Origin of the sequence: Clostridium sardiniense, assembly GCF_019753795.1 — a bacterium.
Lineage (GTDB): Bacteria > Bacillota > Clostridia > Clostridiales > Clostridiaceae > Clostridium > Clostridium sardiniense.
In genome coordinates this window covers 1-22053 of the sequence record NZ_JAIKTU010000019.1, presented here as the reverse complement: position 1 = coordinate 22053, position 22053 = coordinate 1, and the positions used below count along the sequence as shown (strand labels likewise).

Sequence of the window (22053 nt, the reverse complement as noted above, 5' to 3'; positions counted from 1 at the left end):
TTATAAAATTTTTAAGTATTATTTTCCTAATAATACTTAATACCCAAATACCTTAAATGATTATATCATAAATATAAAATTAAAAACTATATATTAATATTACTTTAATAGCTAATAAGAGCCTTTAGCTAAAAACTAAAGACTCCTTGTAATTTATATATATTTTTTATATTTTGTAATTTACTTAGCTTTTCCAATATCTTTTCTAAAATATGCACCTTCAAAGTTAACTTTTTCAATATTCTTATAAACATTTTCTCTAGCTTCTTCTATAGTTTTTCCTCTTCCGATAACAGATAAAACTCTTCCACCACTAGTTATAAGTTTATCTTCATCAATCTTTGCACCTGCTATAAATACATCATCTTTAACATCATCTAAAATATTTATTTCATAACCTGTTTCTGAAGTTGCTGGATATCCTCTTGAAGCCATTACAACATTTAAGCAAACTTCATCTTTCCACTTAACTTCCATTTCATTTAATCTTTCATCTATAGAAGCTTCTATTAATTCTAAAAGATCTGTTTCCATAAGTGATAACACTGATTGCGTTTCAGGATCTCCCATTCTAACATTATATTCAAGTAATTTAGCTCCATCTTCTGTAATCATAATTCCAAAGAAAATAATTCCTTTAAAATCAAATCCTTCTTCTCTAATTCCAATTAAAGTCTTATCCATTATATTTACTCTAAAATCCTCTAAAACTTCTTCTGTGACATATGGGTTTGGACACACGACTCCCATTCCCCCTGTATTTGGCCCTTTGTTATCATCAAATATTTGCTTATGATCCTTTGCTGAAAGAAATGGTATTATAGTATGTCCATCTGTAATAGATAAAATTGACGCTTCAACACCCTTTAAGAATTCTTCAATTACGACTTTCTTACCTGCTCCCTTAAATATATCAGATACCATAAATAAATCTATAGTTTCTAATCCTTCTTCTAAAGATTCACATATTACAACACCTTTACCTGCTGCAAGTCCATCTGCTTTTATAACTACTGGATATTTACAAGTTTTAAGATATTCCTTAACTTTATTCTCTTCATAAAAAACTTCATACTCAGCAGTTTTAACGCCATATTTTTTCATGAAATCTTTAGAAAAGCTCTTACTTCCTTCAAGTTCTGCTCCATCTTTTGCTGGTCCAAATATTCTAAGTTCCTCTTCTTTAAATCTATTAACTATTCCTTTTATAAGTGGCTCTTCAGGTCCTACTATTGTTAAGTCTATATTATTCCCCTTTGCAAATTTTATTAATTCTTCAATATCAGTTATATTTATATTAGTGCACTTTTTTTCCTTTGCTGTTCCGCCATTTCCTGGTGCTACATATATTTTATTAACTCTTTTACTCTTAGCTAATTTCCACGCTAAAGCATGTTCTCTTCCACCTGATCCAATTAAAAGTATATCCATTTATCTCAAAACTCCTTTTAAAACTATTAAAACTTAAATATTAATATATAAATAACTAAAATTCCTATATTAAAGCAATAAGGAATATATCGAAGAGTGACTTTAAAGGCTGTATCCTTTAAGTTACAAGATATATTCCTTATGCTTTTATTTATACTATAAATATTCTAGTGCTTAAAATGTCTAAGTCCTGTAAATACCATAGCAATTCCGTGTTCATTACAAGCATCTATTGATTCTTGATCTCTCATTGATCCACCTGGTTGGATTATTGCTTTAATTCCAGCCTCTGCTGCCTTATCAACAACATCTCTAAATGGGAAGAAGGCATCTGATGCAAGTATTGTAGCTCCAGTCCCTCTCTTTAAAGCATCTTCTGTTGGCCATATTCTATTAACTTGACCTCCTCCAATTCCAAGTGCTACTCCATCATTTGCAACTACTATAGCATTTGATTTAACGTACTTTACTACTTTCATTCCAAATAATAAATCTTGCATTTCCTTTTCTGTTGGAACTTTCTCTGTTACAACTTTTATCTCATCAATTAGCTTTTTATCTTCTTCTTGAACTAATATTCCACCATCTACTGTAACCATATATTTGTCGTCCTTAGGCGCATTATGACATTTAAGAACTCTTAAATTCTTCTTAGTCTTTAATACTTCTAGTGCATCCTCATCATAATCTGGTGCTGCAATTACTTCTAAGAATATCTTAACCATTTCCTCTGCTGTTTTCTTATCAACTTTTCTATTGAATGCAACAATTCCACCAAATATTGAAGTCGGATCTACCTCATAAGCTTTCATATATGCTTCATAAGCATCTTTGCCTGATGCAACTCCACATGGTGTATTATGCTTTAATGCACAACAAACTGGTTCTTCAAATTCATTTACACATTTCCATGCAATATCCATATCCTTAAAGTTGTTATATGATAATTCTTTACCATTTAATACATCAAAAGTATTCATCGCCCCATCTACCATAGTTGATTCATAGAAAGCTGCACTTTGATGTGAGTTTTCTCCATATCTTAATCCTTGTTTCTTTCTGTATGAAACTGAAAGATATTCTGGATATTCTTCATCATCTAATAGGAAGTTTGAAATTGCAGCATCGTAAGCACTCATTAAATTAAATACTTTACCAGCTAATTTCTTTCTAAACTTAGTTGATACCTCTCCTGACTCTTCGATTTCATTCATTACATTTTTATAATCATTTTTATCTGATATAACTACAACATCATTAAAGTTCTTAGCTGCAGCTCTAAGCATTGTTGGTCCACCAATATCAATGAATTCTACCTTTTCATCAAAACTTAAATCTTCACGAACCTTTTGGAAGAATGGATATAAATTAACTACAACATAATCAATTGTATTAATTTCTCTTGAATTTAATGTATTCATATGTTCAGTGTTATCTCTAATAGCAAGTATACCTGCATGGATAATTGGATGAAGAGTCTTAACTCTTCCATCTAATATCTCTGGAAAATTTGTTACTTCATTTACTTCAATTACAGGCACACCATTTTCTTTTAAATGTCTATATGTTCCCCCTGTTGATATAATTTCAACGTCTCTATCATTTAAGAATTTTGCAAATTCTAATACTCCCTCTTTATCAAATACACTAATTAAAGCTCTCTTTTTCATGAAAAGGTCCTCCCTATTTTAAAATATTTACTCTACCACTTTTAATCTCTATTTTTCCTTCGCTTATATACTTAATAGCTAATGGAAGTAGTTTATGTTCTTTTACCAATACTCTTTTTTGAAGTTCTTCTGGAGTATCTTCAAAATGTACTGGAACTGCTTCTTGAAGGATTATCTCTCCCCCATCTACCTCATCATTTACAAAATGAACAGTACATCCTGATACCTTTACTCCCTTATTAATTGCTGCTTTATGGACATTAAGTCCATACATCTTATCACCACAAAAAGATGGAATTAAAGATGGATGAATATTTATAATTCTGTCTTTATATTCCTTTAAAAGCTCCCCATCTAATATAGATAAATATCCAGCAAGGACAATTAGATCAATTTCTCTTTCTCTTGCAAGTTCTAATATCTTATCTGATGTACCTTGTCCATACTCTTTTCTTGATATAACAAAAGTATCTATATTATTCTTTTTCCCTCTCTCGAGTGCATATATCCCTTCTTTGCTTCCTACAATCATGTCTATTTTGCAATCTAAAAAACCATTTTCTATATTATCTATTATTGATTGCAAGTTACTTCCACTTCCAGATGCAAGGACTGCTATTTTAAACAAACGCCCTCACCTCCTGAGATAACACTTCCTATTTCATAAGCAGCTTCTCCCATTTCTAATAAATCTCTAAGTATACTATCTACATCTTTTTCATTTACACATAGTATAAACCCTATTCCCATGTTGAAAGTGTTGTACATATGATCTTTATCTACTCCAAGTTCAATCATCTTTTCAAATATTTCTGGTAATGGATAGCTATCTTTATTTATAACAGCAGTTAATCCATCTTTACTAAACATTCTTGGAACATTCTCAATAAATCCTCCACCAGTTATATGAGACATACCCTTTATCTCATATTTTTCTATTAATTTTAAAACTGGTTTAACATATATCTTTGTAGGTACAAGTAATGTTTCCCATAATGGTTTACCTAAAAATTCTTCATCTAAATCTTTGAATAATTTTCTAACTAAAGAATATCCATTTGAATGAATTCCTGATGACTTAATTCCAATTAACTTATCCCCTGGTTTTATATTTTTCCCATTTATAATCTTATCTTTATCAACTATTCCTACTGCAAATCCTGCTACATCGTAATCTCCATCTTTATAAAACCCTGGCATTTCAGCTGTTTCTCCACCAATTAGAGAACAGTCTGATTGAATACATCCATCTGATACACCCTTTACTAAATCTGATGAAACTTCTGCTTCAAGCTTTCCACATGCTATATAGTCTAAGAAAAATAATGGCTTAGCACCATGACATAAAATATCATTTACACACATTGCAACACAATCAATACCAACTGTATCGTACTTTCTCTTTTTGCATGCAATATCAATTTTAGTACCAACTCCATCTGTACCTGAAACTAAAACTGGTTTTTCATATCCTGATGGAAGCTCTACCATTCCTGCAAAGGAACCAAGTCCATTTAAAACATATTCACCCATAGTTTTCTTTGCATACTCTTGTATAAGCTTAACTGATCTATATCCTTCTTCAATATTTACTCCACTATCTTTGTAAGTTATCATATCTTAAATCCTACCTTTCAAGATTATCATCTAATGCTTCCATTGGTGCTGATACTGGATATATTCCATTAAAGCACCCAACACAGAAATTACGTCTTCCACTACAGCTTGCATATACACCTTCAAGACTTAAATATCCTAAGGAATCACAGCCTATTGTTTCTCTTATTTCTTCTACACTCTTATTTGCACCAATTAATTCACTTCTATATGGTGTATCTATCCCAAAATAGCATGGATACTTAACTATAGGTGATGCAACCAAGAAGTGTACTTCTAAAGCTCCAGCTCTTCTTAATGAGTCAATTAAATGTTTTGAAGTTGTTCCTCTAACGATTGAATCATCTATTAATATTACTCTTTTGCCCTTTACATTAATCTTTAATGGATTAAGCTTAACTGCAACTGCTCTTTCTCTCATTTCTTGAGAAGGAGTTATAAATGTTCTTGCTATATATCTATTTTTAACAAATCCAATATCATAAGGTATTCCAGAAGCTTTAGCATATCCCATAGCTGCTGGTATTCCAGAGTCTGGTACTGCAACTACTAAATCTGCATCTATTGGATACTCTTTAAATAGTTCTTCTCCTTGTTTAACTCTTGTAGTATGAACATCTAATCCATCTATAGTAGAGTCTGGTCTTGCAAAGTATATATACTCAAAGGAACAAGTTTGACATGATGTATTTTCTGAATATCTATAGCTCTTAATACCATTTTCATCTATAACAACTATTTCACCTGCTGCAACATCTCTTACAAATTCTGCTCCAACTGCATCTAGTGCACAGCTTTCAGATGCTAATACATATCCTTCTTCATATCTACCAAGACATAATGGTCTTATTCCATTTGGATCCCTTACCCCAATAAGTTTATCTTTTGTCATAATTACCATAGCGAAAGATCCTCTAACTGCTGATATAGCATCAATTACTGCTCTCTCAATACCCCTTTTTGATCCTCTTGCTATAAGACTAGTTATAACTTCTGAATCTACTGATGTATGGAATACATGTCCACCATCTTCTAATAGTTCTCTTATAACATCCCCATTTACTAAGTTTCCATTATGAGCTGTTGCTATAGGGCCAAGTTTTGTACTACTTAAAAGCGGTTGTGAATTCTCAATTGTCTTAGATCCCGCAGTAGAATATCTAACATGACCAATTGAAATATTTCCATTTGCATTTCTTAGTCTTTCTAAATCTTCTTTATTAAAAGCTTCTGTTATAATTCCAAGTCCTTTATGTGCTTTTATTTCTTCTCCATTAGCTACTGCAATTCCAGTACTTTCTTGTCCTCTATGTTGAAGTGCATATAGTCCATAGTATGTTACAGATGCAACATCCATTGGTCTACTTGAATAAACTCCAAAAACACCACATTCATCTTTAAACTTATCATTTTGTGGATCCATAATATCAAAATTATGCGGATTAATCATAAGCCACTACCTCTCTTTTTTTAAATTACTTTTTACCCTTTAATTCTCTTTAATATCTCTTGATATGCTTCTTCTACATTTCCCATATCTCTTCTAAATCTATCTTTATCTAGCTTTTCTCCAGTTGTAGCATCCCAAAATCTGCAAGTATCTGGTGATATTTCATCAGCTAATAAAACTTCCCCATTCTCATCTCTTCCAAATTCTATTTTAAAATCTATTAGATTTATATTTTGCTTCTTAAAGAACTCTTTTAATAAATCATTTATTTTAGCTGTCATTTCATAAATTTTATTAAGCTCTTCAAAAGTTGTAGCTCCAATTCCTACTGCATGATAATCATTTATAAGTGGATCACCTAGTTCATCATCTTTATATGATAATTCAAATACTGTAGTCTTAAGCTCAAAACCTTCTTCAAGTCCAAGTCTCTTTGCCATACTTCCTGCTGCTACATTTCTAACTATTACTTCAAGAGGAACTATCTCTACCTTCTTGCATAATTGATCTCTATCATTTAACTTCTTTATAAAGTGAGTCTTTATTCCAGCCTCATTTAACATTTCAAAAATATTAGATGTTATTGCATTATTTAAAACTCCCTTATTATCTATTGAAGCTTTCTTTTCTCCATTAAATGCTGTTGCATCATCTTTGTAATGAACTATAACCTCATTTTCCTTATCAGTTCTAAATATTTGTTTTGCTTTTCCTTCATATAACATTTCTAATTTATTAGTCATTATAATTCCACTCCTTCAGCATTTTCTTCTATAAATCTTTTTTTCATTCTACTTCTAAAGTTAATTAAATCTTTTTTAATCTCTGGATATTTTAATGAAAGCATTTGAACTGCTAACATTCCTGCATTATAACTATTATTTATTCCAACTGTTGCAACTGGTATTGATTTTGGCATTTGAACTATTGAAAGTAATGCATCCATTCCTTCAACTGCTGCTTTTACTGGAACACCTATAACCGGCATTGTTGTATGGCTTGCAATTACTCCTGGAAGATGCGCTGCAAGTCCCGCTCCTGCAATGATAACTTCGCATCCTTCATCTTCTATAGTCTTTAAAGTTTCCATAAGTTTTTCTGGTACTCTATGTGCTGATAATACAAATGCTTTATATTCAATGTTGAACTCTTTTAAAGCATTTGCGGCTCCCTTCATAACATCTGTATCAGATTTGCTTCCAAAAAATATTGCTACTTTCATTTAAAAACACTCCTTATTTAAAATAATTTACTCCTGATTTAAATATCTTCTGATCAAAGTTTCCTACTATATTTTTATAAAGATTTTCTCCAATTCTTTCGCTGTGAGCCATCTTACCAAGTATTCTTCCATCTCTACTTGTAATTCCTTCGATTCCTAGTAATGAACCATTTGGATTATATGGCATATCCATTGTTGCTTCACCATTTAGGTCAACATATTGTGTAGCTATTTGTCCATTTTCTTTAAGTTCATTTAATAGACTATCTGGCACAACGAATCTTCCTTCACCATGTGATATTGGAACTGTATGAATTTCTCCAAGTTCTACTTCACTAAACCAAGGTGACTTCTTTGAAACAACCTTTGTATTTATCATACTTGACATGTGTCTATTTATATCATTGTAAGTTAGTGTTGCCATATCTTCTTCTATATCTCTAATTTCTCCATATGGAAGTAACCCTAATTTCACAAGTGCTTGGAAGCCATTGCATATTCCAAGAATTAATCCATCTCTATTGTTTAAAAGATCCATAACACTTTCTTTTATTTTTTCATTTCTAAATATTGTTGCTATGAATTTAGCTGATCCATCTGGCTCATCTCCTGCTGAGAAACCACCTGGAAGCATTATTATTTGTGACCTATCAATTTCTCTTTTTAAATTATCTATTGATTCTAAAAGAGCTTCTTTATTTAAGTTTCTTAAAAGAACTTCTGAAACTTCAGCACCCTCATTTCTAAATGCTCTTGCACAATCATACTCACAGTTTGTTCCTGGGAATACTGGAATTACAACTCTAGGTTTTGCTACTTTAATCTTTGATGATGTAGCTCCTATCTCTTCTTTTAAATCTACTTCTATCCTTTTATTAATTTCCTTTGTCTTTGATTTAAATACTGGCTCTAACTTTTCTTCATAAGCCTTTTCTAAATCTTCTATATTAAAATCTAAGTCATATTGATTACATATAACATGTGAACTTCCTAAAGTTTTACCTATAACTTTATACCTTGTTCCTTCAAATTCTTTTTCTATATTTATATCCTCTGGTACTTCTAAAATTAAGCTTCCATAGTTAAATCCAAATAGCTCTTCTTCTGAAAGGTTATTTATTGAAGCTCCTATTCTATTTCCCAGTGTCATCTTTGTAATACCTTCTGCTACGCCTCCAAATTTAATTGAATAAGCTGATATTACTTTCTCTTCTGAGATAAGATCATATAGTCTTTCTAAATTTCTCTTAAACCCTTCCATTTCTATTGTTCCATCTTCTAACTTTCTTGGTGCTAAAAGTATTAAAGTTGAATTTGTTTTCTTAAATTCTGGTGATATAATCTTACTTGCTTTTTCTACTACCACTGCAAATGATACTAAACTTGGTGGTACATCTATATCTCCAAAGCTTCCTGACATTGAATCTTTACCTCCAATTGCAGGAATTCCAAGATCTATTTGAGCTTTATATGCTCCAAGTAATGCACTAAATGGCTTACCCCATCTCTCTTCGTCGCATCCAAGCTTTTCAAAATATTCTTGAAGAGTTAATCTTATCTTTCTATAATCCCCACCCATAGCAGCTATTTTAGTAACTGATTCTATAACTGAGTAAAATGCCATGTGGAATGGACTCCATGTTCCAAGGTATGGATTAAATCCATATGCCATAAGTGAAGCATCCTTGCTTTCACCATTTAATACTGGTATCTTAGCTGCCATTCCTTCTGCTGGGGTCTTTTGATATTTTCCTCCAAGAGGCATAAGCACTGTATTACTTCCTATAGTTGAATCAAATCTTTCTATTAATCCTTGTTTCCCTGAAACATTTAACTCCTTTAAGGTATTTATCCATTTTTCTTTTACATCACACTCTTTAACTTCATATGGATATTCAGTTGGAGCTTTAACTTTAATATTTGTAGTTTGAGTTGCTCCATTTGTATCTAAGAAACTTCTCTTTATATCAACTATTAATTTATCTCTCCATTTCATTTGTAATCTTTCATTAGATGTAACTTCTGCAACTACTACAGCCTCTAAGTTTTCTTCCTCTGAAAGCTTTATAAACTTTTCTGCATTTTCCTTAGTTACAACTACAGCCATTCTTTCTTGTGATTCTGATACTGCAAGTTCAGTTCCATCTAAGCCATCATATTTCTTTAAAACTTTATCTAAATCTATACTAAGCCCTCTACATAACTCTCCAATTGCTACAGATACTCCACCTGCTCCAAAATCATTACATCGCTTTATCATTGTAGAAACTTCTTTGTTTCTAAATAATCTTTGTATCTTTCTTTCAACTACTGGATTACCCTTTTGAACTTCTGCTCCACAATTCTCTATTGAATCTTCAGTGTGCTCTTTAGATGAACCTGTTGCTCCTCCAACTCCATCTCTTCCAGTTCTACCACCAAGTAAAATTACTAAGTCACCTTCACTTGGTTCTTCTCTTACTACATTTTCTTTTGGTGCTGCTGCAATAACTGCTCCAATTTCCATTCTCTTTGCTACATAATTTGGATGATATACTTCATCAACTTGTCCAGTCGCTAGTCCTATTTGATTTCCATATGAACTATATCCATGTGCAGCTCCAAGTGTTATTGTTCTTTGAGGAAGTTTTCCCTTTAAAGTTTCCTCTATTTTTACTGTTGGATCAGACGCTCCTGTTACTCTCATTGCTTGGTATACATAAGTTCTTCCAGAAAGCGGATCTCTTATAGCACCACCTAAGCATGTTGCTGCTCCTCCAAATGGTTCAATTTCTGTTGGATGGTTATGAGTTTCATTTTTGAACATTAAAAGATATTCTTCTATTCCCTTATCAGTTTCTAAATTAACTTTTATTGAACATGCATTTATTTCATCTGAAAGATCTAAATCATTAAGCATTCCTTTAAGCTTCATTTCTTTCATAGTTATAACTGCTATATCCATAAGGCTTATCTTTCTAGTTGTATCTTCTCCGTATACAAAATCTCTTGATTTTATATATGCTTCATAAGCTTTCTTTATTGGATTTGTGTATTTATTTTCTTCAATTTGGATTTCTTTTATAGATGTTTCGAATGTAGTATGTCTACAGTGATCTGACCAGTAAGTATCTATTACTTTTATTTCTGTTATGCTTGGATCACGATTTTCTTCTTTAAAGTAATCTCTTATCATTTCTAAATCTTCTAGACTCATTGCAAGTCCTTGCCTCTTATGAAATTCTTCTAATTCTTCTTTTTCTTTATTTATAAATCCGTTTAATATTTCTACATCCTTTGGTACATTGAATTCTTTAGATAATTCATTTGAGTATATATCTACTTCTCTTGAATCTACAGGATTGATATAGTAGTTTTTTATTTTATCTACTACTTCTTTAGACAGGTTACCTTTTAAGATAATAACCTTTGATGATTTTACTTCTACTCTATTTTCAGCTGTCAACAGCATTATACATTCCTCAGCTGAATCTGCTCTTTGATCGTATTGCCCTGGTAAATATTCAACTCCAAAAGCAATTTCATCATCTTCTATGTTAATTTTGTCTTCATGTACATTATCCACTGGTGGTTCTCTAAAAATTGTATGTAATGCTTGCTTATAATAATTTTCTTCAAGTTCCCCTATTATATATTTATTTAAAACTCTTACTCTTTCTAGATTCTCAATTCCTAAATTCTCTCTAAAGTCATTTAATAAAAGCTTTCCTTCTACATTAAATCCTTCTTTTTTCTCAACGAAAATTGTTCTATTATTAACCATTTCTTCCCCTCCACCAATTCTAAAACACGAATATTATTACTTATTTTCTAACATTTGTTTTGGTAATTTTAGAATAGCACCACCGCCACTCCATGTCAACATTATTATTCTATTTTTTATTATCATTCGTATATATACGAATTATATTCTGTAACACTAACTATTTATTACGTATTATTGATTATTTTTAACATTTTATTGAAAAGTAGGTTTTTTATCTTTTTCCATTTTTCTATCTATAAGTAACTCAATAAACTTATAAATATTCAGTACAATATAAGTCTAATCCTTCCCTATAGAATTTATTGAAAATAATAAACCTTCCCAAAGTTGCTTTTAAATAAAAAAAAAGCTGGTGATTTACACCAGCAACTTCAAACCTACGTAACCCTTCTTTTCTCTGAAAGGTCTTTATTATTATAATCAAATTTCAAAATATTTATGCCAAAACTTATAATTTACATATTTTATTATATTCGTATCTTATTTGTTATAGTTAATTAAATATATCGCTTATTAAATTCTTAATCCAATTAATAAATCCGCCACTTTCCTCTTGCTTTTCTTCTTGATTATTTTCTGGCTCTTGAACTTTTATTTCATTTGTCTTCATAATAAACTTTACAGTTCCATCCATCTTATTGTCTTTGCCTGTAAATGTATCATAATCCTTTGACATTTTTACAACTTCATCTTTAACTTGTACTAAATCATCAACTTTTTCTGTAGCCTCTTTACCATTATCATTTAATTTCTCTATTCCCTCTTTATTGAATTCTTCCATTCCTTTATTTAGTTTAGTACTTCCTTCTGCAAGCTTATTTATCCCTTCTTCTAATTCAGGTAAGCTACTTATTAATTCTCTTGCTCTTTGAACATTATTTTTTTCTAGTGAACCTTTAGTTATTCTTAAAATATCTTCACTATCTTTTAAGTCTTGTTGCATTAAAATTAACTTTTCCCCTAATGCTTTAATTTCTTTAACATTTAAACTTCCATTTCCTTTTGAAAGAACCTCTTGAATATCATCTATTGTACTTTGTGAATTTTTTAAAGCACTAGAAAACTTATTAATCTTTTGTAGTAATTCTGGATTTCCTTTTATACTATCCATCATTTTATTTATTGAGTCTATATTGCTTTTATTTGCTTCTATATCTGCTGCTATATCATTTAAATTTGACTTCAATCCTTCTATAGCTTTTAAATCATTAGAGTTTAAATTTAATATTCCATCTTTGAGGCCTTTTATTAATTTTTGATTGCTATCACTTCTATAATTTGAATAGAACTTAGATATTACTCCTCTAGAATTAGAATTTGATAATACATTATCAGTTGCACTTATTATAGGTTCTAATCCTTGAAGTTCTTTAATATTGCCAATAATATCTTTCATACGTTCTCCATATCCAGCTATCTTTTTAGCATCTAAATTCATTTGATTTTGAGTAAAATCATTTGTTGTAAGATTGTTTATAACAGCTTTTAGGCTCGCTCCTTTTTCACCATATACTGCATCAATATATTTATTTGCTTTAGCCTTTGCCTCCTCTAGTGATATCTTATTTTGCTGCATATCACCTGCAATCATAGCCTTTAATATCAAGTAACTTGAACCGTAAGTTTTCATATCTTTAGTCATTATATTCATATTATTTATATTTTCATTACTTAAAAGATTCTGAGTTTTCTTAAGCTTAGAATCTATACCAAGTAAGAAATTATTTGTTTTTTGATCTAACGTCCCACCTGGTGATGAGCTAATTGCACCTGATAAAACATTCTCTATAGGTGACGCAGCATTTTTTGCCTCCTTGGCTCCCTTTATCAAACTTTGCCCATTTATTAAATTTTGACCACTTAATAGTGATACCATTCCATTTAACTTCTTTAAAGTTTCAGGATTTATATTTTCATAACCTTCTTTTAATTTCAATGTATCTTGTAATAATTTATTAAAGTTGTTATCATTTGAAAGACCTTTAAATGTGTTGACTGATGACTCTATTAATTCCTTATTTTCTAATATGCCTTCTCCATCTTTTATTAAAGTATTAATTTTATTTATATTCTCATCTGTAACCAAAGCTAATACTTCCCTAAAATTATCTGTATTTATATTTTTCGCAAAATAAGCATCATCAATTAATTTATTTGCCTTTTCTATTTGCTTATCTGATTTTATTATTCCTAACGCTTCTTTTAAGCTATTATCATTTAATGCACCCTTACCTTCATCTAATTTCTTTTTTGCAGTAAGTATTCCTTCATTTAAAGCCCCTGTTCCTTTAAGAAGCTCATCTGAAGCATCATTTAATTTATTTAGCGAACTCTTTATTTCATCTAGTGAATCTGCTTTTTCTAAACTACTTAAATCAGGTACTTCTGTTGTTGCAGTTATCATTATAGGACCAAGTTCAAACTTATCTGTGTAACCTTCTATAACAAGCCTATCTTCAAGATTTATATCTAAATCTTTTGTTTCTATATCTAGACTATCTCTTAATCCCGGGAATGCAGCAAATGCTATAACGTTATTATTACCTTCTGAAATCATAGTCCCTTCATTTATTGTTACATCTTTAAATTTATCAACTGGAAGTGTAACAACAGTAGCTGTTGTAAGTGGCGTATATATTTTTCTATTTTTACCCTTAATATTTACATCTTTAAAACTATTATTTTTAAGCTCTATTTCTATTTTTATTTTACCTGATTTGCCTGCAAGTTCATTTTCTTTAATTTTCTCATCATTTAAGTAGTAATTTATATTCACATCGAGAGGAAGCTTTTTGTCCGTATCCCCCTTATAATAAAGATCACTATCATCTATTTTCCACTTTAATTTATTTCCGTCTTGAACTGGCTTCTCATCACCTTTTATATTTTCTATATTTTTAAGATTAGATTCATCTTCTATATCTACATTTCCTTCATCTGTGTGTATCCAATTAGTTACTGTCTGTTTTTCTACCTTCCCACTAGAATCTAGATTTACATAGACACTTTCATCTTTTTTAATCTCTGCTGCTCCTGCAACTGTACTTGCTCCCATTGATCCTATTATAACTAAGGCTATTACCTTTTTAGACATTGCTTTATACATAATATTTCTCCCCCTTACCTCTCTTATCCTTAACCTTCTCTCCATTTAATTGACGTTTTATTTATTAATCCTTCAGAGACTAATAAAAATGATGGAAGTATTAAAAGTATTACTGCCATACTGATGAGTGCTCCTCTAGAAATTAAGAAACAAAGACTTCTAATTAAAGCCATATCTGAAACCATAGCTACTGCAGCAGTTGCTCCAAAGAATGTAAGTCCTGATGTAACTATAGATTTAGCTGATCCCTTCACTGCAATTAGTATTGCTTCTTGCTTTGTATGCCCTTTTCTAAGCTCTTCTCTAAATCTAGATGTCATTAATATTGCATAATCAACAGTAGCTCCAAGCTGAATAGTACCAATTACTATACTTGCTACAAAAGGTATCTCATTTCCTGTATAATAAGGAATTCCCATATTTATAAATATTGCAAATTCTATTGCTGCAACTAATAATATAGGTACTGATATTGACCTAAATACTATTAAGATTATTAAGAATATAGCTATTATTGAATACACTGATACCATTTTAAAATCTCTATCAGAAGTTGTTATTAAGTCTTTTGTAAGAGGACCTTCCCCTGCAACTAATGCATTTTCATCATATCCTTTTACTATACTTATAATCTCATCAATTTGCTGATTTTCTTCGTCTTTAGCAGCCTTATACTCTGAATTTGCAAGTATAAGATTATATCCACCCTTTTTAAATATTTCTCTTATATCTTTTGGTATGAACTCTTCCGGAATAGCTGGACCTATTAATTTATCATAAGAAATTACAGATGTAATTCCTTCTATATCCTCTATTTTATTTGTCATTTCTTTTATCTTATAAGGCTTAACATTATCATTTACCAAAATAAAATGTGTTGTCATCATATTAAACTTATCTTTTAGTTTGTTTGTTGCAACTATAGATGGCATATCCTTAGGTAATGTTTCATCTAAGTTATAATAGACTTTAGCATTTCTAGAGCCAAATATAGCAGGTACTAAAAGAACTAAAAATATACCTATAAAAACTTTATAATGAGTAGTTACAGTCTTTGATAACTTATCAAAATTTGGAATTATAGTCCTATGTTTATATCTATGAATCAATTTATCAAATGTTAGTATTAGAGCCGGAAGCACTGTTACAGAACAAATAACACCTAGCACAACTCCCTTTGCCATAACCATACCAATGTCTTTCCCAAGTGTTAAATCCATAGCACATAGCGCTAAAAATCCTGCAATTGTCGTTAAAGAAGAACCTGAAATAGATAGCATTGTTGTAGATATAGCTTCTGACATAGCATCTTTTTTATCTTCAAACCTTGTAAGCTCCTCCTCATATCTATGCATTAAGAATATAGAGTAATCCATAGTAACTCCTAGCTGTAATACAGCGGCCAAAGCTTTTGTTATATAGGATATTTCGCCAAATATAATGTTTGTCCCAAGATTAAACAATATTCCAATACCTATAGAAACTAAAAATATTATAGGTACAAACGTAGACTCCATAGAAATTAATAAAACTATTAAAGAAATAATTACTGCTAATATCACATAAAATGGAGTTTCTTTGTCTGCTAAATCCTTTGTATCTTTAAGTATTGCAGACATTCCACTTAAGAAACATTGTTTATTTGTCATAGATTTTATTTCACCAATTGCATTTAATGTACTTTCTGATGCAGATGAATTATTATACTTAATAATTACCATAGTCGCATCTCCGTTAAACAATTGATTTTTCACAGCATCTGGAAGCATATCCTTAGGTGCAGAAATATCTAATGCATCGTCTACCCAAATAGCATTTTCTACACCTTTAATATTTTTAATTTTGTCTTTAAGTTCCACAACATCTTTATCTTTCATCCCCTCTATTATAAGCATTGATGTTGCGGCATCTGAATAGACATCATCTAGAACCTTTTGCCCTTTAGTAGAATCCAAATCCTGTGGTAAGTAGCTTAAAATATCATAATTAATTCTTGTATTTATAATTCCAAAAATAGCTGGAATTATTAATATGGCAGTTAATATTAATACTATTTTAGTATGATTAGAGATCCACTTACCAAACTTATTCACTTATCATCACCCCTTTATATGACTAATGGTCATTTATTATTATACCAATATATGTATTAAAATCAAATATTTTACCACATTCTTTACAAATAGTTTAAAATTCACTTTTCAATAAATGTAACCGTATATATTTTTCAATAATAATTTTTAAGCTTTGAATTCTAAATAATTCTTAATATCTGAAATTAATAATTAAAAATTTTTATTACCTAATACTTTCATTAACCATTTATATAGATATATTTTCCTCTTATGTATTACCTACAGAATTATTAATACTATTTTCTTTCTATTCATAAATACTGTTTTAAACATTAAACTTATTGTATAATAGCTTTATAACAATTTTTAAAGGAGTGTTTTTTATTGTTTGGTTACGTAACTCCTCTAAAACCCGAACTAAAAATCAGAGAATATAATCAATTTAAGAGCTATTACTGTGGGGTTTGCTTTGCTATAAAAGAGCTATATGGTAATCTTCCAAGAATGACATTAAATTATGATATGACATTTTTAGCATTGCTTTTAGATGGACTAATTAAAGAAGGTTTAAATATTGAGCTAAAAAGATGTATGGCTCACCCTGCAAAAAAGAAACCTGTATTATTAGATAACACAGCTATAAATTATGCAGCTAGTATGAATGTATCTCTTGTTTACTATAAGTTATTAGATGACGTTAATGATGATAATTCATTAAAGAGTAAATTCTCATTAATGTTTATGAAACCCTATCATAAGAGTTTCCCATCTTCTATAGTTGAGATAAATTCAGTAATTGAAGAGAATCTAAAAGAGCTTACAAGACTTGAAAATACTAAAGACTTTAAGTATATAGATGAGATATGTGATCCTTTTAGTATTATAGTTGGTGTTATATTAGAGAAATTCCCTTATGAATTTAAAGATGATTCTAAAGAACTTAGATCAGAACTTTATCGTTTTGGTTACTCTCTTGGAAAATGGATATATCTAATGGATGCTTTAGATGATTTAGAAGAAGATATGAAGGATACTAAATTTAATCCTATTAATTTCTTATATAATAAGGCTAACTTACCTTATGAAGAATTCTTAGAAGGAATTAAACAAAGGCTAGAATTCAGTATATTTAGCTGTGCATCTACATGCAAAGAAATTCTTGATAAACTTCCGCTTAATAGAAATAAAGAAATTTTAGAAAATATCATCAATCTTGGAATGATGGATAAATACATAAATACTACGAATAAATGTAAGTGTAAAAAGAAAGGCAGTGAATTATAAAATGAACCCATATGAAGTACTTGGCGTAAAAGAAGGCGCATCTCAAGAAGAAATCAAAAGTGCATATAGAAAGCTTGTTAAGCAATATCATCCTGATCAATATGGTGATAATCCACTTAAGGATTTAGCTCAAGAAAAACTTGCTGAAATAAATCAAGCTTATGATATGCTAACAAAAGGAAAAACCAATTCAAATAACAATACTGGATATAATAGTGGAGCTAATAATAGTTATAATAATTCAAATACTAGTGATGCTTATGCATTCCAAGAAATTAGAAGACTTATTCAAACTAGAAATATAGGCGCTGCTGAGACTAAATTAAATTCTATTTCTAATAGAAATGCAGAATGGAACTTTTTAATGGGTATATGTCATGTTCAAAAAGGTTGGTTTGATTCAGGACTTCAACATCTTCAAACAGCTGTTAACATGGATCCAAACAACTTTGAATATAGACAGGCGTTAAACCAAATAAATTCAAGAGCAAATAATTATGGAAATCCATATAGAACTTCTGGTGCAGGTGGTGCCAATGCATGCAGCTGCTGTTTAGACCTTTGGTGTTTAGATAGTCTTTGCGAATGTTTTGGTGGCGATTTAATCGGCTGCTGCTAATAAATATTGGGAGATTGTGATTTATGAATAATTTAAAAACTAAAGATATAACCCTAGGTGGAATATTAATTACATTAACTGTTATTACTTTATATATTAATTTGATTATACCAATAAATACCTTTGCTATACTTACAATTTCATCATGTTATGTGCCTATTGCAATTATGAGAAGTAATATTAAATTAGGTATATTTGTATATATAGCATCTTCTATTATAGGATTTTTAATTATTCCTCTAGATATAATGATTCCTTTTATTTTATATTTTGGAATCTTTGGTTTAGTTAAATTCTATATTGAAAAGCTTAAGAATATTCCTTTAGAGATACTATTAAAATTAGTATTTTCTAACATAATGTTATTCATAGGATACTTTATATTTATTTCTTTTGTTGGACCTATCCCTGCACTTCCATTATGGATGTTATTAATTGTAGCACAAGTTGCATTTATCATTTTTGATTATGCATTAACGCTAATAATAACATTTTATATATCAAAATTTAATAAAAGATAATAATAGCGATGCTTTAATTATATTATTTCCCTTATAAAGATTACTATTAGAATCACAAAAAGACTATGTGTAAATTAGGATTTACACATAGTCTTTTATAATAATTTATATAATTGCTTTTCTAAAAGTACACCTTCTTTTGTAGGATAATCATATTCCATACTATATTTTATGCATTCTTTAACAAATTCTGCTGATTTATTAATTCCATCTAATAAATTATTTCCTTTTAAAATTTCAGTTGAAAGTACTGCAGTAAAGATATCTCCTGTCCCCGGATATGATTTAGATAATTTTTCATGACATAAAATTCTTATATTTTCACCATCACAAACAGCTACCCCTATTCCAATATTATTACATGGTACAGAAGTTATAACTATATTTTTTGCTCCAATTTTTCTTAAGTCATAAATTACATCTTTTATATTTTCCTCATTAAAATTATCTATATCAGAAGCATCTCTTCCTGTTAGGTATAATGCTTCAGTAAAATTCGGTGTAATTATATCACTAAGCTTTAAAAGTTCTCTCATATACTCTACATATTCTTCTGTAAATCCATTATAAAGCTTGCCATTATCCCCAAATATAGTATCTAATACAACTATTCCTTCTCTATTTTCCTTTAGATAGCCTATAGTTTCTTGTATCTTATCTACTCCCCCTAAATATCCTATAAGGGTTAAATCAAAGTTTATTCCATTATCTCTTATACAATCCGTTGCTTCTTTTATAAAATTTTGACTATCAAGTCTAGCAATTGGATTAAATCCACCTGTATGAGTTGATAATATAATGGATGGTATAGGACATGCCTCAACACCCCTAATACTCATTACAGGAATAATATTTGTAAGTGATGCTTTCCCTACGCTACATAAACTATGTATTATAAGAGCTCTTTTTATGGGCTTTTTCAAAATTTTTCTCTCCATTTCTTATCTTATATATTAGTTAATTCTTTCAATAAATCCTCTTGTTGCTGCTTTTACAGCCATTGATAAAGGAACTGCTATAACTATACCAATTACAGTTGTTGTAATTGAAGTTAAAAGGGATGTTACAGCACCTTCCCATCCTTTAAAGATTACCCAATTTACAATAAAATATCCAACTAATGATACTAACCCACCTAATATAAATCCTATTATATTTTGAATTGTACTTCTACCTTCTTTTCCATTCATAAATGCAACCTTCCCAGCTACATACCCTGTTGCTCCTTTAATTATAAAGGTTGGAATTACCCACAATACAAAAGCTGGAGTTAAGGCATCCATAAGAGCACTTCCTATAGCAGCTGGAATAACAGCCTTCTCTCCTATTAATACTGCAACTATAAATATTACTGTTGTTCCTAAGTGAATCATTGAAACTCCTCCACCTATTGGAATTTCGATGTGTATATAAGTTCCTAAAAAAACTAATGCTGAAAGCATCGCTATCATAACAAGCATATTTGTACTCATTTTTTTCATTACATTTCCCTCCAAAACACTAAATTATATTCTTTAATTATGGTATTATTAGCTACTACACTTGTCAAATGTATCGGTATATTATTTACAATATAAAGAAAGATTATTTTTAAATTATAAAAATCAAAAAAGGCTATCTTCAATATTGAAGATAGCCAAAATTTCATTCTATTCCATTAATTTCGTAATTTTTTTACTGCATAGTAATAATACTACTCCTAATGCTATACATACAGCTGATATTGAACCGAATATTTCCATAGGTCCAAGTGCTTCCATTCTTGATGCAACAACACCTGCTAATAGATTAGCTATTCCTGATGCTGCAAGCCACATACCCATTAATAATGATGCATATTTAATAGGTGCAAGTTTTGATACCATTGATAATCCTATTGGTGATAAACATAATTCTCCAACTGTGTTACAGAAGTATGTTAATACTACCCACCACATGCTAGCCTTAGCTACTGGATTTTCTGCTCCTCCAATTGATATACATGCTCCTACCATAAATAAGAATCCAATACCTAGGATAATCATACCCATTGCCATTTTAACTGGCACTGGTAAATCTCCTTTTTTTCTATTTGCTAATCTAAACCATAGTTTAGCTAAGATTGGTGAAAGAAGAAGTACAAATACTGGATTAACTGATTGGAACCATGCAACTGGAATTGTCATTCCAAAGAACTCTCTATTAGTTAACTTTTGAGTAAACATTGTTAATGAACTTCCTGCTTGTTCAAATCCTGTCCAGAAGAAAATAACAAAGAATGCTAATATGAATATAGAAGCTACTCTTCTCTTTTCTTGCTTAGTTAAAGGTTCATGACTAACTTGCTTTTGTTCTTTTGTTCTTTCCTTTGGTGCTTCACCTACATGTGCTAAATACTTAGGTGAGAATATCATAAATATTATTTGTCCAAGTATCATTCCTATAGCAGCTGCTAAGAAACCATATTTAAATCCATATTCTATAATTGCTCCATTTGCTGTCTTTGCAAAGATGTCTTCTGCTAATAACCCACATATTAAAGGTGCTATTAATGATCCTACATTTATACCCATATAGAATATTGTAAATGCTGAATCCTTACGCTTATCCTCTTTATCATAAAGTTGACCAACTACTGTTGATATATTTGGTTTAAAGAACCCATTACCTATTATTAATAATGCTAGTCCTATGTAAAGTCCTATTCTGCTGCTATCTATAAATAACATAAAGTTACCTATTGCCATTATAGATGCACCGATTATTATTGATTTCTTTTGACCTAAGAAATTATCTGCAATCCATCCTCCAATTATTGGAGTAAAATATGTAAAACCTGTATATACCGCGTATATAAGCGCTCCTGAACTTACACTAAATCCTAAACCACCTTGCACAAAGCTTACTGTTAAATAAAGCATTAAAAGTGATCTTAATCCGTAGTAACTAAATCTCTCCCACATTTCTGTTAAAAATAATAGATATAGACCTGGTGGGTGCTTTAATCTACTCTTGTTAACAGATGTATTTGATGTTGTCATAGTAAATTCCCCTTTTCATTTGTTATGTCATTTAGTGAATTTTGCAATTTAAATCCTGCAAAAATTCTTTAAAATATCTTTTGCTTATGTAAAGACTATAACATTTTATGAAAGTGAATTCAAGTCATTTATAGATTTTTTTTAATCTAATTAATATTTTGATAAAATTTATTTATTAAAATCATTATTTAATTATCAATTTATCAAAAAACTATTACTTTTTTATTCATTTTTTATTAATTTGCAAATATTTTTAATGTATTCCCTTATGA

16 protein-coding genes are annotated in these 22053 nt (G+C 30.0%); 3 read left to right on the top strand and 13 right to left on the bottom strand.

The window, feature by feature from the left end:
• Positions 1 to 180 precede the first annotated feature (180 nt).
• From purD to K5V21_RS17585, 10 genes are all read right to left on the bottom strand, one after another.
• Positions 181 to 1431 carry a phosphoribosylamine--glycine ligase gene (purD, locus tag K5V21_RS17540; RefSeq protein ID WP_221862365.1) on the bottom strand — a complete coding sequence of 417 codons (1251 nt, stop codon included), beginning with the start codon at positions 1429 to 1431 and terminating at the stop codon, positions 181 to 183.
• Between the two features lie 167 nt (positions 1432 to 1598).
• Entirely contained in the window at positions 1599 to 3101 is a 1503-nt protein-coding gene (purH, locus tag K5V21_RS17545) for a bifunctional phosphoribosylaminoimidazolecarboxamide formyltransferase/IMP cyclohydrolase (protein ID WP_221862364.1), read from the bottom strand.
• A gap of 13 nt (positions 3102 to 3114) precedes the next feature.
• Positions 3115 to 3729: a phosphoribosylglycinamide formyltransferase gene (purN, locus tag K5V21_RS17550; RefSeq protein ID WP_221862363.1), complete on the bottom strand. Its 615-nt coding sequence runs from the start codon at positions 3727 to 3729 to the stop codon at positions 3115 to 3117.
• Positions 3717 to 4718, bottom strand: coding sequence for a phosphoribosylformylglycinamidine cyclo-ligase (purM, locus tag K5V21_RS17555; protein ID WP_221862362.1), 1002 nt, complete (start codon positions 4716 to 4718; stop codon positions 3717 to 3719). Before purM ends, purN begins: the two co-directional genes overlap by 13 nt.
• Positions 4719 to 4728: 10 nt before the next feature.
• Complete coding sequence (gene purF, locus K5V21_RS17560; RefSeq protein ID WP_221862361.1) at positions 4729 to 6168, bottom strand: amidophosphoribosyltransferase; 1440 nt, start codon at positions 6166 to 6168, stop codon at positions 4729 to 4731.
• Positions 6169 to 6200: 32 nt separating this feature from the next.
• Positions 6201 to 6911 carry a phosphoribosylaminoimidazolesuccinocarboxamide synthase gene (purC, locus tag K5V21_RS17565; protein WP_221862360.1) on the bottom strand — a complete coding sequence of 237 codons (711 nt, stop codon included), beginning with the start codon at positions 6909 to 6911 and terminating at the stop codon, positions 6201 to 6203.
• Entirely contained in the window at positions 6911 to 7390 is a 480-nt protein-coding gene (gene purE / locus K5V21_RS17570) for a 5-(carboxyamino)imidazole ribonucleotide mutase (RefSeq protein WP_221862359.1), read from the bottom strand. The genes purC and purE overlap by 1 nt, the downstream gene beginning before the upstream one ends.
• Before the next feature lie 13 nt (positions 7391 to 7403).
• The gene (locus tag K5V21_RS17575) at positions 7404 to 11153 is read right to left on the bottom strand and encodes a phosphoribosylformylglycinamidine synthase (protein WP_221862358.1); all 3750 of its coding nucleotides are present in this window, start codon (positions 11151 to 11153) and stop codon (positions 7404 to 7406) included.
• A gap of 496 nt (positions 11154 to 11649) precedes the next feature.
• Positions 11650 to 14262, bottom strand: a complete 2613-nt coding sequence (locus K5V21_RS17580; RefSeq protein ID WP_221862357.1) for a hypothetical protein — start codon at positions 14260 to 14262, stop codon at positions 11650 to 11652.
• Positions 14263 to 14291: 29 nt separating this feature from the next.
• Positions 14292 to 16355, bottom strand: coding sequence for an efflux RND transporter permease subunit (locus K5V21_RS17585; protein ID WP_221862356.1), 2064 nt, complete (start codon positions 16353 to 16355; stop codon positions 14292 to 14294).
• Between the two features lie 366 nt (positions 16356 to 16721).
• Between K5V21_RS17585 and K5V21_RS17590 the strand changes: the two genes are divergently transcribed.
• From K5V21_RS17590 to K5V21_RS17600, 3 genes are read left to right on the top strand one after another with little or no spacing between them, the layout of a single operon-like run.
• Complete coding sequence (locus tag K5V21_RS17590; RefSeq protein ID WP_221862355.1) at positions 16722 to 17621, top strand: DUF5685 family protein; 900 nt, start codon at positions 16722 to 16724, stop codon at positions 17619 to 17621.
• 1 nt (position 17622) lies between these two features.
• Positions 17623 to 18240: a J domain-containing protein gene (locus K5V21_RS17595; RefSeq protein WP_221862354.1), complete on the top strand. Its 618-nt coding sequence runs from the start codon at positions 17623 to 17625 to the stop codon at positions 18238 to 18240.
• Positions 18241 to 18263: 23 nt separating this feature from the next.
• The gene (locus tag K5V21_RS17600; RefSeq protein WP_221862353.1) at positions 18264 to 18761 is read left to right on the top strand and encodes a hypothetical protein; all 498 of its coding nucleotides are present in this window, start codon (positions 18264 to 18266) and stop codon (positions 18759 to 18761) included.
• Between the two features lie 95 nt (positions 18762 to 18856).
• On the opposite strand, the gene K5V21_RS17605 is transcribed toward K5V21_RS17600, so the two are convergent.
• From K5V21_RS17605 to K5V21_RS17615, 3 genes are all read right to left on the bottom strand, one after another.
• A complete protein-coding gene (locus K5V21_RS17605) occupies positions 18857 to 19684 on the bottom strand; it encodes a pyridoxamine kinase (RefSeq protein ID WP_221862352.1) in 828 nt (275 codons plus the stop codon).
• Between the two features lie 30 nt (positions 19685 to 19714).
• On the bottom strand, positions 19715 to 20242 hold the full coding sequence (locus K5V21_RS17610) for an ECF transporter S component (RefSeq protein WP_204594460.1): 528 nt from the start codon (positions 20240 to 20242) through the stop codon (positions 19715 to 19717).
• Positions 20243 to 20410: 168 nt separating this feature from the next.
• On the bottom strand, positions 20411 to 21781 hold the full coding sequence (locus tag K5V21_RS17615) for a peptide MFS transporter (protein ID WP_221862351.1): 1371 nt from the start codon (positions 21779 to 21781) through the stop codon (positions 20411 to 20413).
• Positions 21782 to 22053 lie beyond the last annotated feature (272 nt).

Bases quoted from the DNA above. Each gene is read 5' to 3' on its own strand.
- K5V21_RS17575 (WP_221862358.1), bottom strand. From the start codon at position 11,153: ATGGTTAATAATAGAACAATTTTCGTTGAGAAAAAAGAAGGATTTAAT.
- purH (WP_221862364.1), bottom strand. From the start codon at position 3,101: ATGAAAAAGAGAGCTTTAATTAGTGTATTTGATAAAGAGGGAGTATTA.
- K5V21_RS17610 (WP_204594460.1), bottom strand. From the start codon at position 20,242: ATGAAAAAAATGAGTACAAATATGCTTGTTATGATAGCGATGCTTTCA.
- purC (WP_221862360.1), bottom strand. From the start codon at position 6,911: ATGACTAATAAATTAGAAATGTTATATGAAGGAAAAGCAAAACAAATA.
- purE (WP_221862359.1), bottom strand. From the start codon at position 7,390: ATGAAAGTAGCAATATTTTTTGGAAGCAAATCTGATACAGATGTTATG.
- purD (WP_221862365.1), bottom strand. From the start codon at position 1,431: ATGGATATACTTTTAATTGGATCAGGTGGAAGAGAACATGCTTTAGCG.
- K5V21_RS17580 (WP_221862357.1), bottom strand. From the start codon at position 14,262: ATGTATAAAGCAATGTCTAAAAAGGTAATAGCCTTAGTTATAATAGGA.
- purF (WP_221862361.1), bottom strand. From the start codon at position 6,168: ATGATTAATCCGCATAATTTTGATATTATGGATCCACAAAATGATAAG.
- K5V21_RS17615 (WP_221862351.1), bottom strand. From the start codon at position 21,781: ATGACAACATCAAATACATCTGTTAACAAGAGTAGATTAAAGCACCCA.
- purM (WP_221862362.1), bottom strand. From the start codon at position 4,718: ATGATAACTTACAAAGATAGTGGAGTAAATATTGAAGAAGGATATAGA.
- K5V21_RS17600 (WP_221862353.1), top strand. From the start codon at position 18,264: ATGAATAATTTAAAAACTAAAGATATAACCCTAGGTGGAATATTAATT.
- K5V21_RS17595 (WP_221862354.1), top strand. From the start codon at position 17,623: ATGAACCCATATGAAGTACTTGGCGTAAAAGAAGGCGCATCTCAAGAA.